This window comes from Vibrio cholerae (genome assembly GCF_008369605.1).
Taxonomy (GTDB): Bacteria; Pseudomonadota; Gammaproteobacteria; order Enterobacterales; family Vibrionaceae; genus Vibrio; species Vibrio cholerae.
Genome location: NZ_CP043556.1, coordinates 991,660 through 1,006,697, shown reverse-complemented (window position 1 = coordinate 1,006,697; position 15,038 = coordinate 991,660). Strand labels below are relative to the sequence as shown.

The 15,038-nt window shown below is 42.4% G+C and carries 19 protein-coding genes and 2 pseudogenes; 2 read left to right on the top strand and 19 right to left on the bottom strand.

The genetic code is table 11. From position 1 onward, the window contains the following. Positions 1–119: 119 nt before the first annotated feature. The 5 genes from F0316_RS18880 to F0316_RS18855 all read right to left on the bottom strand — a co-directional run bounded on the left by F0316_RS18880 (position 120) and on the right by F0316_RS18855 (position 3,903). Complete coding sequence (locus F0316_RS18880; protein ID WP_229023017.1) at positions 120–680, bottom strand: O-methyltransferase; 561 nt, start codon at positions 678–680, stop codon at positions 120–122. A 158-nt stretch (positions 681–838) separates the two neighbouring features. Continuing rightward, on the bottom strand, positions 839–1,375 hold the full coding sequence (locus F0316_RS18875) for a GNAT family N-acetyltransferase (protein ID WP_000469482.1): 537 nt from the start codon (positions 1,373–1,375) through the stop codon (positions 839–841). Positions 1,376–1,532: 157 nt separating this feature from the next. Next, positions 1,533–2,048 carry a lipocalin family protein gene (locus F0316_RS18870; RefSeq protein WP_001201533.1) on the bottom strand — a complete coding sequence of 172 codons (516 nt, stop codon included), beginning with the start codon at positions 2,046–2,048 and terminating at the stop codon, positions 1,533–1,535. A gap of 609 nt (positions 2,049–2,657) precedes the next feature. Further along, positions 2,658–3,524 carry a hypothetical protein gene (locus F0316_RS18860; RefSeq protein WP_149560829.1) on the bottom strand — a complete coding sequence of 289 codons (867 nt, stop codon included), beginning with the start codon at positions 3,522–3,524 and terminating at the stop codon, positions 2,658–2,660. A gap of 199 nt (positions 3,525–3,723) precedes the next feature. After that, positions 3,724–3,903 (bottom strand): DUF645 family protein, encoded by a 180-nt coding sequence (locus F0316_RS18855; RefSeq protein WP_002021999.1) that lies wholly within the window; start codon positions 3,901–3,903, stop codon positions 3,724–3,726. 920 nt (positions 3,904–4,823) lie between these two features. Here F0316_RS18855 and F0316_RS18840 point away from each other — a divergent pair. Together F0316_RS18840 and F0316_RS18835 are read left to right on the top strand one after the other, a co-directional pair. Further along, the gene (locus F0316_RS18840) at positions 4,824–5,096 is read left to right on the top strand and encodes a type II toxin-antitoxin system TacA family antitoxin (RefSeq protein WP_000246254.1); all 273 of its coding nucleotides are present in this window, start codon (positions 4,824–4,826) and stop codon (positions 5,094–5,096) included. Then, positions 5,093–5,590, top strand: a complete 498-nt coding sequence (locus F0316_RS18835; RefSeq protein ID WP_149560828.1) for a GNAT family N-acetyltransferase — start codon at positions 5,093–5,095, stop codon at positions 5,588–5,590. The genes F0316_RS18840 and F0316_RS18835 overlap by 4 nt, the downstream gene beginning before the upstream one ends. 147 nt (positions 5,591–5,737) lie before the next feature. Here the strand turns inward: F0316_RS18835 and F0316_RS18830 are convergent, their stop codons facing one another. The 14 genes and pseudogenes from F0316_RS18830 to F0316_RS20140 form a co-directional block, all read right to left on the bottom strand. After that, entirely contained in the window at positions 5,738–6,289 is a 552-nt protein-coding gene (locus F0316_RS18830; RefSeq protein WP_000672156.1) for a hypothetical protein, read from the bottom strand. 134 nt (positions 6,290–6,423) lie between these two features. Next, positions 6,424–6,993: a flavodoxin family protein gene (locus tag F0316_RS18825; protein ID WP_000686204.1), complete on the bottom strand. Its 570-nt coding sequence runs from the start codon at positions 6,991–6,993 to the stop codon at positions 6,424–6,426. 280 nt (positions 6,994–7,273) lie between these two features. Then, the gene (locus F0316_RS18820; RefSeq protein ID WP_057562222.1) at positions 7,274–7,507 is read right to left on the bottom strand and encodes a DUF3709 domain-containing protein; all 234 of its coding nucleotides are present in this window, start codon (positions 7,505–7,507) and stop codon (positions 7,274–7,276) included. A 272-nt stretch (positions 7,508–7,779) separates the two neighbouring features. Continuing rightward, the gene (locus F0316_RS18810; RefSeq protein WP_000343786.1) at positions 7,780–8,295 is read right to left on the bottom strand and encodes a GNAT family N-acetyltransferase; all 516 of its coding nucleotides are present in this window, start codon (positions 8,293–8,295) and stop codon (positions 7,780–7,782) included. Positions 8,296–8,428: 133 nt separating this feature from the next. Further along, positions 8,429–8,797 carry a hypothetical protein gene (locus F0316_RS18805; RefSeq protein ID WP_057558163.1) on the bottom strand — a complete coding sequence of 123 codons (369 nt, stop codon included), beginning with the start codon at positions 8,795–8,797 and terminating at the stop codon, positions 8,429–8,431. 135 nt (positions 8,798–8,932) lie between these two features. Next, on the bottom strand, positions 8,933–9,571 hold the full coding sequence (locus F0316_RS19930; protein WP_172626087.1) for a hypothetical protein: 639 nt from the start codon (positions 9,569–9,571) through the stop codon (positions 8,933–8,935). Between the two features lie 145 nt (positions 9,572–9,716). Next, the gene (locus tag F0316_RS18800; RefSeq protein ID WP_000424240.1) at positions 9,717–10,205 is read right to left on the bottom strand and encodes a hypothetical protein; all 489 of its coding nucleotides are present in this window, start codon (positions 10,203–10,205) and stop codon (positions 9,717–9,719) included. A 143-nt stretch (positions 10,206–10,348) separates the two neighbouring features. Then, on the bottom strand, positions 10,349–10,954 hold the full coding sequence (locus F0316_RS18795) for an HAD family hydrolase (RefSeq protein ID WP_149560873.1): 606 nt from the start codon (positions 10,952–10,954) through the stop codon (positions 10,349–10,351). 196 nt (positions 10,955–11,150) lie between these two features. Beyond that, complete coding sequence (locus F0316_RS18790; RefSeq protein ID WP_033930536.1) at positions 11,151–11,576, bottom strand: hypothetical protein; 426 nt, start codon at positions 11,574–11,576, stop codon at positions 11,151–11,153. 227 nt (positions 11,577–11,803) lie between these two features. After that, positions 11,804–12,319: a hypothetical protein gene (locus tag F0316_RS18775; RefSeq protein ID WP_114717184.1), complete on the bottom strand. Its 516-nt coding sequence runs from the start codon at positions 12,317–12,319 to the stop codon at positions 11,804–11,806. 135 nt (positions 12,320–12,454) lie between these two features. Continuing rightward, on the bottom strand, positions 12,455–12,988 hold the full coding sequence (locus F0316_RS18770) for a GNAT family N-acetyltransferase (protein ID WP_000679873.1): 534 nt from the start codon (positions 12,986–12,988) through the stop codon (positions 12,455–12,457). Between the two features lie 142 nt (positions 12,989–13,130). Then, complete coding sequence (locus F0316_RS18755) at positions 13,131–13,931, bottom strand: PhzF family phenazine biosynthesis protein (RefSeq protein WP_080389385.1); 801 nt, start codon at positions 13,929–13,931, stop codon at positions 13,131–13,133. A gap of 279 nt (positions 13,932–14,210) precedes the next feature. Continuing rightward, a pseudogene (locus F0316_RS20145) lies at positions 14,211–14,304 on the bottom strand (ggdef family protein); the annotation flags it as partial. Next, a pseudogene (locus F0316_RS20140) lies at positions 14,285–14,329 on the bottom strand (hypothetical protein); the annotation flags it as partial. The pseudogenes F0316_RS20145 and F0316_RS20140, both read right to left, overlap by 20 nt. Positions 14,330–15,038: the final 709 nt, after the last annotated feature.

Below are 15,038 nucleotides of genomic sequence, written 5' to 3'. Positions count from 1 at the left end.
CCGGCTAAGGGGCTGGCAACGCATAACATAAAACTCAAACACAACAGCCGAAACCACCGCGGCTCAATGGGACTGGAAACGCCGCGCGTTGACAGTCCCTCTTGAGGCCTTTGTTATACCTATTTTTCATCCTTATAGACCAGTAACTCACCTTTACCTATAGGCACTAACGAAACGCTCAGGTTGTGCTGAGAGCTTACCCACGCTCTGAATTCTTCAAGTTCATCTGCATGAGAGGTGGCATTGTCACAGACCAACAAACCACCCGTTTTTAGAAGATTGAATAAGTCGTCAGCTAACGATACATAGGTTTTCCTGTCAGCATCAAGGAAGATAAAGTCCATGCTTTCAGGCACATTAGATAGGACCTCCGTAGCGTCTCCGACAAGTTGAACTATCTTCGAGCTTGTATGCGTCTGATTGAAATTTAACGAGGCCTCTTCGATTTTCTGAGGGTTAGCTTCAATGGTGTAAACCTTACCATCATCGGGAAGTGCAGAAGCTAACCAAATCGTCGAGTATCCGTTAGATGTACCAATTTCCAAGATCCTGTTTGCCCCAGTGGCTTTAACAAGCACAGATAGAAACTCACCAGTGTCTCTTGTGATATTCAGGTACTTCTTTGATTTATCAGATTGAGCAAGATCGTTTTGTATCCCGAACTGCTCTAAATCTTCCATGATTCTTTGAAATTCCAACGTATTTCCCTCAATAGGTATAACGCCCGCCTAAGGGGCTGGCAACGCATTAACACCAAACTCAACCTCAACAACCGAAACCACCGCGGCTCATTGGGACTGGAAACGCCGCGCGTTGACAGTCCCTCTTGAGGCGTTTGTTATGTGGCCGGCCACTCTCGCGATAAAACGGACATTTGGACTTTGTCCATGAATCGGCCATTGCGATAGCCCGATTCTCTTTTGATACCTTCATGCTGATAGCCTGCATTTTCATACGCTTTGACTGCCGCTACGTTGTCACAATATGCGGTCAATTCTATTCGATGTAAGCCAAGCTCTCGGAATCCATAATTAGTGACTAAACGCGTAACTTCTGTTCCTAGCCCCTTGCCCCAAAATGCTTTATCACCAATGAGGATAAAATACTCACCACTTCGGTTAAGTGAGCTAATCCCCGAAATACCAGCATAACCAATCAGCTTTTGGCTTTCTTTACACTCGATACCAAAAGAAATCGTCTTTGAACTTGAGTTAATCTCTGACAGCCACTTAGCGATATCTGAGCGAGATTGGGGATAGGCATAAGCAGATAAGCTGAATTGTGTCACTTCCCTATCACCAGACCACTGATAAAAGGATTCTGCATCCTCCACTTCAAGTGAACGAAGCCTGATTTTTAATGATTCTATGAACATAGTTTCGTCTTATTTCCACTGAGGACACATAACGCCCGCCTAAGGGGCTGGCAACGCATAACAACCAAACTTAAACACAACAACCATAACCACCGCGGCTCAATGGGACTGGAAACGCCACGCGTTGACAGTCCCTCTTGAGGCGTTTGTTAGGTATTTATTGCTGCTGAACGTAAATGAGCCGATTTGTATCAAAACCACGCTCTTTCGACATTTCTATGAACTTGTCCAGAATGCCTCGTTCTACAGTCGGCGTTCTTGAAAGTAACCACAGATATTCTGTATTCGGCCCTGACACAAAAGCATAACTGTAGTTTTCACGGTCTAACTCAAACACTACGTAGGAGCCATAAAACGGACCAAAAAATGAAACCTTCAGATAGCCGTCTGTTGAGCCGTTCACAAAGTAAGCTTTGCCTTCCGCTTCTTTCCACTCACCTTTCTCTTCAGAATAACCACGATTAAGAACCGAAACACCACCATCATTTCGAACACGGTATTCCGCTGTAACCTGACTTAAGCCTCTTTCAAAGGAGTGATCGAGTCGAGCAACCTCGTACCATTTGCCTAAATAGTTGTTCAGTTCAAAATCCGACACTGGTTTTACTGATTCGGGCATGCCCAAGCAACCATTCAATAAAACAGAGCAAAGAATCAAAAAGATAGCTCTCATGATGTCTCCAAATACCTAACGCCCTGCTAAGGGGTGAGCAATGCACTACGAAAGCTACCGCACACCGCCTTAATCACGAAAACCCAAAGCATGCTGAAAATGCCACGCATTGCGAATCCCTCTTAAGCAGTTTGTTAGCTTAAATTTCAGCACATTAAGATTGACCAAACCTGAAACTAACTCGATTTAGGAAACCGGCAAACCACTTGAGTTTTAAAACCCGAATTGATTCAAACTTTGTGGCCTTTCATGCGATTTGAAAACCCGAAAATTTTGATAAGTCACTTTCGGAAAGCTCAAAGCGAAACGTCCAAAGCGACTTTGCGCCAAACTTACTGACCTCGCGCAATCCCAAAACTCCATTGAGGCAACGGCTCAAAACTCGCGTTGGCAAACAATACTGATTTGCCGATAAACCTGAACGAATTGCCAAAGGAAGAAAGAAAAGACCACAATCAATTGATTTTAAATGTTTTAAGCTAACGCCCGCCTAAGGGGCTGGCAACGCATACCACCAAACTCAAACACAACAACCATAACCACTGCGGCTCAATGGGACTGGAAACGCCGCGCGTTGACAGTCCCGCTTGAGGCGTTTGTTAGTTGTATTTACGGTATGTCAAATATATCCTGCCAATCACACGGACTTCCTCCATGATAAATGCTATCGTCATCTTCATAGCTTTCATCATCATCCCACGCCCCGATAAAGTCTTCCGTTTGACCTTCTGTCATAAACAAAGCCAAATTATATGGTCTTGACTGTTTTCTTTGGACATAACTTAAACGGATTGAGTCATAGCGATCATAGAAATGATGTCCCTCTATTTCCACATTAACAATTTTTATAATATCCGAGGAATGGACAACGAAATGTTCATTTGATGCATTTTTGCTTACAGATGCTTCCAATAACTCTGAATTAAATTGAGCTACCTCAGCTAAAATTGTACATACTTCCGTAATATTATAGCTACTACTTAGATTACTATCTCCGCTTGCAGGAGCACGATAGGAAATTAATTCACGCTGTGCTTTGAGTAATTTACATACTTTTTTCAATTCCTGAGATTTTTCAATACTAAATTTTGCAAGCCAATCGATCGCTAAATTCAAAGCTTTTGTATGCGATATCTTAATTAGCTCTCCATCTTTCCATTCCATTTCAGGTAGTGTGTAAACAACACAACGGAGCAAAGATAAAACTGCATAATATTCAAGATAAGGTCTTACTATACGAACATTCTTCTCTTCTGCGTAATCAGCGTTTTTTAGTAAAACTGTCGCATTGAGAATCATGTTTGTTGCAAAGTAAATTCGACATGTCCATTCAGAGTTTAAGTCTTCATTCCAATTCTTTGTTATCTTGGAATATTTTTGTAGAATATCCCCAATCAATTTTGAAGAATTTTTTTCGCTAATGATCGAATCTAGCTCTCTAAATGAATAAAACCAATCTCTATCATTAAATGACAATCTAAAACTCTCCAGTTACAACTAACGCCCGCCTAAGGGGCTGGCAACGCATACCACAAAACTCAAACACAACAACTGCAATCACCGCGGCTCAATGGGACTGGAAACGCCACGCGTTGACAGTCCCTCTTGAGGCGTTTGTTAGTTTCGTAGCCTATTGTTTAGCAATGACTTTTAACACATTTGCTTGAAAGTCATTTTACGCAAATGCATCGAACAAGCACACGTCCAACGCCAAAAGCTGTGAAGTTGACTGCCAAAACTCAAAACAATAAAGGTTAAGTTGGCCACGGTTAAGAGTCCGCGACAAAGAAAGCAAGATCACAGCGATGATGCTGCCTTTTGTGAAACCAAACTTTCCGAGTAGAACATCTAACAACGTTGGAGCATCGAGGTTTTTGGGCTTTCAGCGACTTTGAAACTACTGAACTTTCAACGCTTTCTACCAAATCAGCATCAAGCCAAACTTAATAGTCCAGTTGTGCAGTTTGAACGCCAAAAGCTGAATTTTCAGAACCTTGGGCGTAAATTTTTGATGCTCTTTCCTGAGAGAAACTAACGCCCGCCTAAGGGGCTGGCAACGCATAACACTAAACTCAACCACAAGAACCGAAACCACCGCGGCTAATTGGGACTGGAAACGCCACGCGTTGACAGTCCCTCTTGAGGCGTTTGTTATGTACGACGCTCCAACAATTGTTGCCAATGTTCATGGCTTAGCGCATTTTTCGGAATGTAAATACTACGTTTCTGCATAGTCTCTTCAAAATATGAGACCTTTATGGTCGAGCCTATTCCTAACGGCAAAAAGTCATATAACAAAGTTACATCGCACGCTAAACCTTTGAAAAATAACTGCCCACCTAATATTTTTAGAGAACCTTGCCGAAACTTATTCCATAACATAAGAATCCTAGTAGCTGCACCAAAACACATTATTAATGTAAGTAGTTGTATCCACTGATGATTACCACTTGAAAGCCAATATAAGACAAGCCACAAAAACACGATATAAGCGAGCTCTGTGAACACATATCCGTACATATTCAATCTAATGTTATTGTTCATTTTTTCTACCTAGTACATAACGCCCGCCTAAGGGGCTGGCAACGCATAACACTAAACTCAAACACAACAACCGTAACCACCGCGACTCATTGGGACTGGAAACGCCACGCGTTGACAGTCCCTCTTGAGGCGTTTGTTAGTTTGCGTGCCAAAATGACACAAAGATTGCTTGTTGAACACTTTAATACCATAATAACCATGTGACAGTTTGACACAACAGGAGATAAAACTATGGCAACGACTTTGCCTCGCATCACCGCTAGAGTTGATGTCGATACTCAAGATTTACTCACTAAGGCTGCTGCTCTTGCTGGCATGTCTAGTATTAACTCATTTGTTTTGAATGCGGCAATCGAAAAAGCAAAACAAGTCATTGAACGTGAGCAAGCTCTAAAGCTTAGCCAAGCTGATGCCGTATTGCTGATGGAAGCTCTTGATAATCCAGCGGTAGCAAATGCAAAGCTCAAATTGGCATCCGAACGTTATGAGAGCAAAACTCAATGATGAATACGGTACTTCTCGATAAAGATAAGCACGATAAGAACCGTTTCAATTGTGGCATTGAAGCCCTCAACAATTACTTAAAAGTAATAGCGAGTCAGCAAGCCAAAAAAGACAACACCAGAACCTTCGTTTTGGAGGATGATAATAACAGTGCTTATATCATCGGCTTTTACACTCTGACTATGACACCCATTGATTTGAAAGCCTTACCCGACAAGTTACAAAAGAAGCACCAATCCTCAACCTCTGGAGGGCTCATTGCTCGTTTAGCTGTCGACGATAGATACAAAGGAAAAGGTTTTGGTGAGTGGCTACTCATTGACGCTCTCAGAAAGCTACTCGCAGCCAGTGACAGCGTAGCGTTCCCTGTTGTGATCGTTGATGCCAAAGATGGTGCAAAACATTTCTATGAGCGCTATGGGTTTCAAGCGTTTCAAGATGCTGAAAACAAACTCTTCATCACCATTGCTGATATCAGAGCAAGCTTAGGCTAGTTATCCACTACCTTTAGCAAACTAACGCCCTGTTAAGGGGTGAGCAACGCAATACCGAAGCCGCCGCATACCACCTTAAACACTTAAGTCAACGCATAGTAAAAGTGCCACGCGTTGCGAATCCCTCTTAAACAGTTTGTTATGTGCCTATTTATCAAATGCTGATTTATATAGGTTATAGCTAGAGTTTAGCGATTGTGCTAAGTCAGAAATTTCAATTAGAACAAGCCCGATATCGTCTCTTTCTGTCACGATATAGGCTTCAAACCAAAAACTTAAGGTATTACCGAGCTGGACTGTATCACCTACAATCGGCGGTAAACCAATAGTTCGTATTTGAACATTATCACCAGACCTTGATAGATCACGAACCCACCAAGAAAGAAATTCTAATGCTTGCAGCCCTAATGCATCCTTTTGAATCTCAAATACAACATTAATTAAAATTTCATTATTAAGGTTTCCTCCACTCCTTCTATACATTGATATTGGTAAATCAGCATATTCTCTAGGAAAATAAATCTCGTTTAATGTAACAATATCTTCTTTCGAGTAATGATGCTTACCTACTTCGGCAGTCCTAATTCCAGGTATAGCTTGAAATGCTTTCTTAAGTGCTACTACCTCTGAAGGCATATCATTTGCGTAAACAGAACTAACCATAAAGGCAAAAGAAATAAGTATTAATCGAAACTTCAAAATTACTCCTTGGCACATAACGCCCGCTTAAGGGGCTGGCAACGCTACCGCACAGCTTAAACCAACAGCCGTAACCACTTCGGTTCAATGGGACTGGAAACGCTACGCGTTGACAGTCCCGCTTGAAGTGTTTGTTATGTTTTGGGCTTAAGTTTAGAAACCAGACCCACAACCCTCTGCCCTAAATACTTCGCTGAAAGTAAGTCAACCTCGTCAGCAACACCATCAACTGATTGAGAAACAACACCAAGCTGGCAGCCAAAACGATTTAAACCTTGATCTTTATAACCATGAGCCAAATCTAGGCCAACCCAATACATACCGTGTTGATTTGCCAAAGTAACCAAATAATTTAGCGTACTTGATTGATCGCCATTCGGAGCGCTACCACTTGTAAAACCAGCCGCCACTTTACTTGACCACATTTGCTCACTCCAAAACTCACTACTTGCGTCAGCAAATGCTTTGAATTGAGCAGAAACGCCACCCATATATGTAGGTGAGCCCATTATGATGGCATCACATTCGAGTAGACTTTCGAAAAGTGTGGGGTTGATAAACCGACCCTCTACAATTTCCTTTCCGTCAATACGATGTTCAAGAACAACTGCATTCGGCTCTGCGCCACAGATCCCTTTGATAACTTCTTGCGCCAACTTTCCTGTAACATCTGTTTTAGTAAAGTAAATTACCGCTATTTTCACTGATGTGTCCTTTTTCTACGGAAAAACATAACGCCCGCCTAAGGGGCTGGCAACGCATTACCACAAAACTCAATCACAACGACCGTAACCCCCGCGGCTCATTGGGACTGGAAACGCCACGCGTTGACAGTCCCTCTTGAGGCGTTTGTTATGCTTAAACTTCAACACTCTACACTTGAAACAACTCAAAAATAAACCATTGAAATTATTAGCCAAACCATAGAGTTTCTCGAATTGGAACTGAATCAAAGTTTACTTATGAGCTGACCAATGCAGGCTTTCACTTAGCAACTAGGTCAATGTGGAAACCCTCTCCGACAAACCAACTCACCACGTATGGGCACAACAACTCAATGAGGCAATGACACTGAAATTTACAGCGACAGACATATTGCCGTTTCATTAGGCAGCGCAAAACAATGCTCAATTGCCGACAAACTTTAAGCCTATAAGTAAAGGCACCAAACTGCTCAAAGCGACTTGAGAGAGCCAAACTCACCTCGCGTGGACTCAAAAACCCAATGAGGCAATAACTCAGAATTTACAGTGCCAGACACATTGCCGCTTCATTAGGCAGCGAAAAACAATATTGCATTGCCGAAAAAACCTGAACGAAATGCCAAAGGAATCGACAAGCATAACCTACTGATTTTTATGAATTAAGCATAACGCCCGCCTAAGGGGCTGGCAACGCATTACCACTAAACTCAAACACAACAACCGTAACCACCGCGGCTCAATGGGACTGGAAACGCTACGCGTTGACAGTCCCTCTTGAGGCGTTTGTTATGCGGTTAATAGCTTAGACATGTACAGCTCATTAACATACTCACCATCGACAACCAGAGAATGGCGCTTTAAACCCTCAACTTCAAAACCACATGACTCATAGAGCCTTTTAGCTCTCTCATTGTGCTGCATTACGGTCAACTCTAGCCGGCTATATCCATGAGAAATCGCCCAACCTTCAAGCTTGTTTACTAATTCTTTTCCAAATCCTTGGCCTGTAACAGCTTGGAGAAGGCCAATGACCAAAGACATGCAGTGTTTATTGCGATTGGCTGTATTACCTACACCGACAATGAAACCAAAAGCCTTTTCATCATTGGTCAGTAAATACATCACCTTATTAGATGAATCATTGAATGAGTGAATAATTTGGATTTGCTGCTCCAGTGTGGTTGTCCTTTCTTCTGGTTCAAGCAGCATGAATTTAGACTCTCGATCTAATTGGTACATTAATGACAATACTGACTCTGCATCTTCGACTGTTACTTTTCTAATAATCACTTTTTCATCCATGTTCAAATAACTGCATAACGCCGCGTTAAGGGGCGCCGGCACGCACTACAAAAGTGACCGCATCACGCCGTAACCACTAAACTTACCGCAAATTGAAAATGCCACGCGTGCCAAGTCCCTCTTTAACGCTTTGTTATGTGCGTAGTTCAAACTCATACTCGGTAAGACACCATTGCTTTGGGTTTCTCCAACTGATTTCTTTAAATGAAGTTGTTAAATCACCACTTAATAAAAGCTGCTTCATATAGTAGCTAGGTGAAATATAAGCTTTATAGTCGTAAGCAAATACAAAACCCTGTCTATTAAGCTCAAGCATTGCCTTCTTGGTTTCTTCGGATTCAATTCCATTACAAGCCATAACTGCATCAGTATAGCCACTGTCAAGGATATCTTGGCTGTTTCCACTCAACCGTATTGAGGTATTGTCTATAGAAATAACGTGCATAGGTGGAACCTCTCCTAGCTGGCCAAACTCAACTTTATAAGGGGGCTGTTTTATCAATTTTCCTCCTAGCACATAACGCCCGCCTAAGGGGCTGACAACGCATTACACGAAACTCAAACACAACAACCGAAACCACCGCGGCTCAATGGGACTGGAAACGCCGCGCGTTGACAGTCCCTCTTGAGGCGTTTGTTATGTTGCTGGCGTCCAATAGTATGACTGACTACTTTTCCCTTTAGAAAGAACATAGTCCAATTTATCTAAACATCTGCAAGTTGGAGTTGAAAGTAAACTTACTGCCCTGAGTTTTAAGCTTGTAAAATTGTGCTCATAGGGAAAATAATGTTGCGATTCCAACCCTTTTAGCAGAGGAATAACTGCGCACCATAAGCCCCAAACTTTCTGATACTTGATAGAGAACTGCTGACATAATTTAATACACTCATCAGTCAATAAATTATCGTCAGGTATCGAATCTAACAAGGCAACCAAGATGTAACTTACTGTTAAATCACCGTCCACTTTTTCGCTGAGAACGGAATCAAGACGCTCAATATAGAAATTGAAATCTTGCTTCGCATCATGGATGTATACCATATTTCTAGAGTGCTGTTCTGAGAGCAACTGCACCCTCGTTTGGGCAAATATTACGAAGAAAGCTAGTAGCGCAATTATAGGTGAATATATTCCACCCAAAGCGCTGCCCATAGTTGCCCAATCTTCATGTTTGCTCCATACACCAAAACCAAATTGAAGAGAATAGATTGTGATTGGAGCAACCAGAATTGAAAGCAATATAAACCAAAACATCAATGGGTAATTTTTATTCAACTCAAGACCATCCTCTGATTACAACATAACGCCCGCCTAAGGGGCTGGCAACGCATACCACTAAACTCAAACACAACAACTGCAACCACCGCGGCTCAATGGGACTGGAAACGCCACGCGTTGACAGTCCCTCTTGAGGCGTTTGTTAGGGCGTACTTTCATTACACCTTAGGGCTTCTAATATTCTTAACCCATCACTTTTTGTGCCACTATAACCACCGAAAAAACTTGGATATTTTATTGGTGCTAAAGTAAAAACTAATTGAAACACCGTGAAGTAAAAACCAAAGCTTGCTAAAAAAGTGAACCATTGACCCGCGTCAACCATTCTTAACTCATTTAATAACATAGCCAAAAGTAATGTTACTAGTGGACCACCAAGCAACGTGACCACCAAACCGACTCTCAACAGCCTTGAACTTATGCTACAAAAGCCATGAAAAGTAGAAAATGGCGCAATTCTGATAAACAAGCGGCTCACTTTTATTATCGGGATTGGACTAGAACCCCCCAAATCAATGACAACTTTCTTTTTCATACACAACTGAGGTATCGCATGACCAAGCTCATGCATGAGCGTCAGTAACGGCATCAACACCAAAAATCCCAGTGCGTAGCCAAAAACAAGCTCCATTGTTTCCTTTCTCCATTAAGCCCTAACGCTCGCCTAAGGGGCTGGCAACGCATTACCACTAAACTCAATCACAACAGCCGAAACCACCGCGGCTCAATGGGACTGGAAACGCTACGCGTTGACAGTCCCTCTTGAGGCGTTTGTTATACGAACATTTCCTCGTATGTACAGATTGCTTTTATTGCACCACTTAGATCATTTTTGCCATTGAAGCTATGCTTAATAGCAATGACGTCACAACCACTTGACTTTCCAGCTAGGATACCCGCTGTAGAATCTTCAAACACTATTGTTTGTGCTGGTGAAGCTGCTAATTTGGCAAGAGCTAAAGTGTAAGCTTCAGGGTCAGGTTTATGCTTAGTTACATGCTCTTGTGTGATAACAAGGTCAAAAGCATTATCTAGCTGCAACGAGGTTAGAATTTTCTCTACCATCCATGTTGCTGCTGAACTCACAACACCACATTTTTTGCCCGATAGTTTCAACTGTTCTATATAAGCCTTCGCTCCAATATTGAGCTCAAGCTCGTCATTGAGCATTTGTTCGTAGTGAGCGCGAAAGTAGCGATTGAACTCTGTTAAATCAGGAGCAATATTAGCTTTTTTAAAGAAGTGCCCCGTTACAACCTGCCAACTTTCACCCATAACATCTTTATATATATTGTTATCTACGTGCGCGCCATAATCAGAGCACGCCAATGCTAACGCTTTGCCCTTTAAAGGCTCTGAGTTTACTAATGTTCCGTCCATATCGAACAGATAAACTTCATAATCTTTCAATTCACTCTCCGTGCTAAATTTTACGAGTTCGTATAACGCCCGCCTAAGGGGCTGGCAACGCATACCACTAAACTCAAACACAACAACCGAAACCACCGCAGCCCAATGGGACTGGAAACGCCGCGCGTTGACAGTCCCTCTTGAGGCGTTTGTTAGCACACACTGGTTACATAACGCACTCTTTCGCCGTTTTAGCTTGTGCCACGCCTTTTTCGATAATTGCTAACACTTGATCGTTCTTTACTGATGATACGATTTTATCTAGCAAGTTTTCCGCTGTTGCTTCCGAAGAAACGTCAACTAAACAACTGTAGGAATTAGAAATTTTCTCTGTAGCGGCAACAACTGCTTGGTGATCGGTGAAATCGGTATTGATCAACGAATCTATTGATTGAGTAAACTCTTGTGCTTTTTGAGTCGCATCACCAATAACGTCAAGATTAAGGTCTTGCAAATTTAGTGAGTCCGCTTTTTGCTGCAAGTTATCTACGGCTTTATTCGCTGCAGCTTGAGCCCCATCAATCGCTTTAGTTGCATCATCGCAACCCACTAAAGCAATCATTACAGTCAGTACCATTAACGATTTTTTCATTTTTCAGCCTCTCAAATAAAGGTTACGTCTCGATACTAAACCAAGGCAAAAGACCATTGAACAGAAATACCGTAACAGGATACAAGCTCCAGCTTATGAGATGTGTGTGCTAACGCCCGCTTAAGGGGCAGCCAACGCTACTACTAACTTTCCGCATAACACCTTAATCACAAAAACCAACGCATAATAAAAATGCCACGCGTTGGCTGTCCCTCTTGAAGCGTTTGTTATGTGAAATATCCCCACACCATAACCAAAAATAATGAAACAACCAGAAGTACATAAACTCTACGTTTTTGAGAGATTTCTTTTGGGTACATTCCCTCAAAAGCTGGAGCGAGCATACCCAACAAAAACACTACAGAATATATGAAGCCGAGCAAGCTATATACTATTAGCTTTGTTGTTTCTAAGTCACCACTATAAACAACAAGAAAGCTCAGAAGAGCCGTGAAAAACGGCATGGAACAAGTCAACGAAAGACCCGGCAACCAAAATAATATTACTTTCCTTTTACCAGAAAGTTTCCTAGGAATTTGCCCAAAGATAAAAACATAAATAGCAAAAATTAATACTGACAGTGGTGCAGCAATATTAAACAAGTCCGACTGAGAAAAACCAACTATAAAGCCAACCATTTCTTTCTGCTCTTGGGTATCCAAAGATGGAAACCTTAACCCCACATAAGCGCCTGCAAGTAATGAGGGAACAAAAAATAAACCAAGTTTCAGCTTTGTCATCATTTAGACACCTTCACATAACGCCCGCCTAAGGGGCTGGCAACGCATAACACTAAACTCAAATACAACAAGCCGTAACCACCGCAGCCCATTGGGACTGGAAACGCCGCGCGTTGACAGTCCCGCTTGAGGCGTTTGTTAGTTGCGTTCTTCCCATTCGCTTCGAATCACACCATATTTCACTGAGTCATAATAGATCCCTTGGTAATAACGAACTTTCCGCAGCCGTGCCTCTTGCTTCAAACCTAGCCTTGTCGCTAATGACATCATGCGATCATTTCCCGACCATGTTGTCATACCTACACGCTCTATTTCTTGTGTTTTGAACAAATACGAAATCCATTGAGATAATGCTATTGATGCGATCCCTTTTCCCCAATAACTTTCGTCATAAATGACAATACCAGCTTCAAGCCAACGGGTTTTCTCACATTCCCAATAACAACTCACCGTCCCAACGGGTAATTCATTACAAATGACTAACTGCATATCTGAACCAACCAATAACCGTTGGAAGGTTGAATCAGTAAAATCAGCCAAAGTCGGATGAGAATACGGAAAGTAAGGAGCATTAAATCGAGTCCATTCGTTATGCTCAGTCACCAGCTTAAACACACGCTCTAACTCATTTTCCTGTGCTGGCCTAACATCGACTGATAAGTCATGTTTCATAGTGATTTTTCCAAAGAGCAACTAACGCCCGCCTAAGGGGCTGGCAACGCATTAACACTAAACTCAACCACAACAACTGCAACCACTGCGGCTCATTGGGACTGGAAACGCCGCGCGTTGACAGTCCCTCTTGAGGCGTTTGTTATGCGATTTTCATTCGACCAGACAAGACCGTTACAGCTTGACCAGATAGCTTCACTTGGTTTGGATTGAGTAGTTCCACATCTACAAAACCACCTCTCTTTGAGGCCTGATAACCTTTGAGCTGAAACTTACCAAGCCTTTTCGACCAGTAAACACACAAAGCACAATGTGCAGAGCCGGTCACTGGATCCTCATTGACTCCAACCCACGGCGCAAAATAACGCGATACAAAATCTACACCAGAGCCTGACTGAGTTGTAACTAAAATACCGCGCCCCTCCAGTTTTGACAGTCCGCTGAAATCTGGGGAAAGATCGTTGAGTAAGGACTCATTATCAATGACGATGATCTGCTTGTTATCAAACTGACCGTAAGCGATTAAGTTTGATTGTGCCAACCCTAAGAAATTGAGCATATCTATGTTTGGGGACACTTTCATATCAAGCATTGGAGTTGGGAAAACCAAGTGGATGCTATTTTCGTCTAAATGGGCAGTCAAAATGCCCGATAGAGTTTTAAACTCAAGAACATCACCCGTTTTATAAATCCCCTGCTCTTTTAAAACATGAGCTACAGCTAAAGTACCGTGGCCACATAGGCTCACTTCAATTTCTGGTGTAAACCAACGCAGTTGCATCGTGCTCAGCGATAAAAACGCCGTTTCAGACACTGCCATTTCAGCAGCAATTGCTCGCATTGTCGCTTCATCAAGGCTAGTTTCTGTAATGCATACCCCAGCAGGATTGCCCTTAAACACTTCTGATGTAAACGAATCTACCTGAAAAATACTGACTTCCACTCGATATCCTTAATTTCTTATGATGTCAGAAAAATCGCATAACGCCCGCCTAAGGGGCTGACAACGCATAACAACCAAACTCAAACACAGCAACCGTAACCACCGCGACTCAATGGGACTGGAAACGCCACGCGTTGACAGTCCCTCTTGAGGCGTTTGTTAGCTTCGTAGCCTATTGTTTAGCAATGATTTTTCAAACACATTTGCTTGAAAGTCATTTTACGCAAAAGCATCAAGCAAACACACGTCCAGCGCCAAAAGCTGTGAAGTGAGCTGTCAAAACTCACAGCGTTCAAGGTTGAGTTGGCTACTTACCGAATTTCCGACAAAAAAAGCGCGATTTCAGCGACGATGCAGCCTTTTGTGAAACCAAGTTGGCAGTGTTGAACATCGAACAACTTTGAAGCATCGAGACTTGTTGGCTTTCAGCAACTTTGAAATTGTTGAATTATCAACGCTTTCTGCTACTTAAATATCCGACTGAAACGCAAAGGCTGATTCGTGAACTTTCAAAGCATGAAGCTGATTTTTCAAGAGCATTGAACTCAAGATTTTGATAACCCTTGCTTCAAAAAGCTAACGCCCTGCTAAGGGGTGAGCAATGCACTGCGAAAGCTACCGCACACCGCCTGAATCACGAAACCCACCGCATGCCAAAAATGCCACGCATTGCGAATCCCTCTTAAGCAGTTTGTTAGCTTAAATTTCAGCACCTTAGATTTACTAAGCCCTAGATTAACCTGATTTGCAAAACCCGCAAACAACCTAAGTTTTGAAACCCGAATTGACTCAAACTTTGTGACTGTCCATTGGCTTTGAAACCTGTAAATTTTGATAGCTCACTTTCGGAAAACTCAAAACGAAAGCAAGACTTCCAAAGCGACTTTGCCGCAAACTGGCTCACCTCGCGCAACCCAAAACTCAATTGAGGCAACTGCTCAAGACTTGCGCTGGCAAACAATGCTGACTTGCCGAGAAACCTGAACGAATGGCCAGAGGAAGAAAAAACAGGCTGCAAACAATTGATTTTTATTGTTTTAAGCTAACGCCCGCCTAAGGGGCTGACAACGCATAACAACTAAACTCAAACACAACAACTGTAACCAC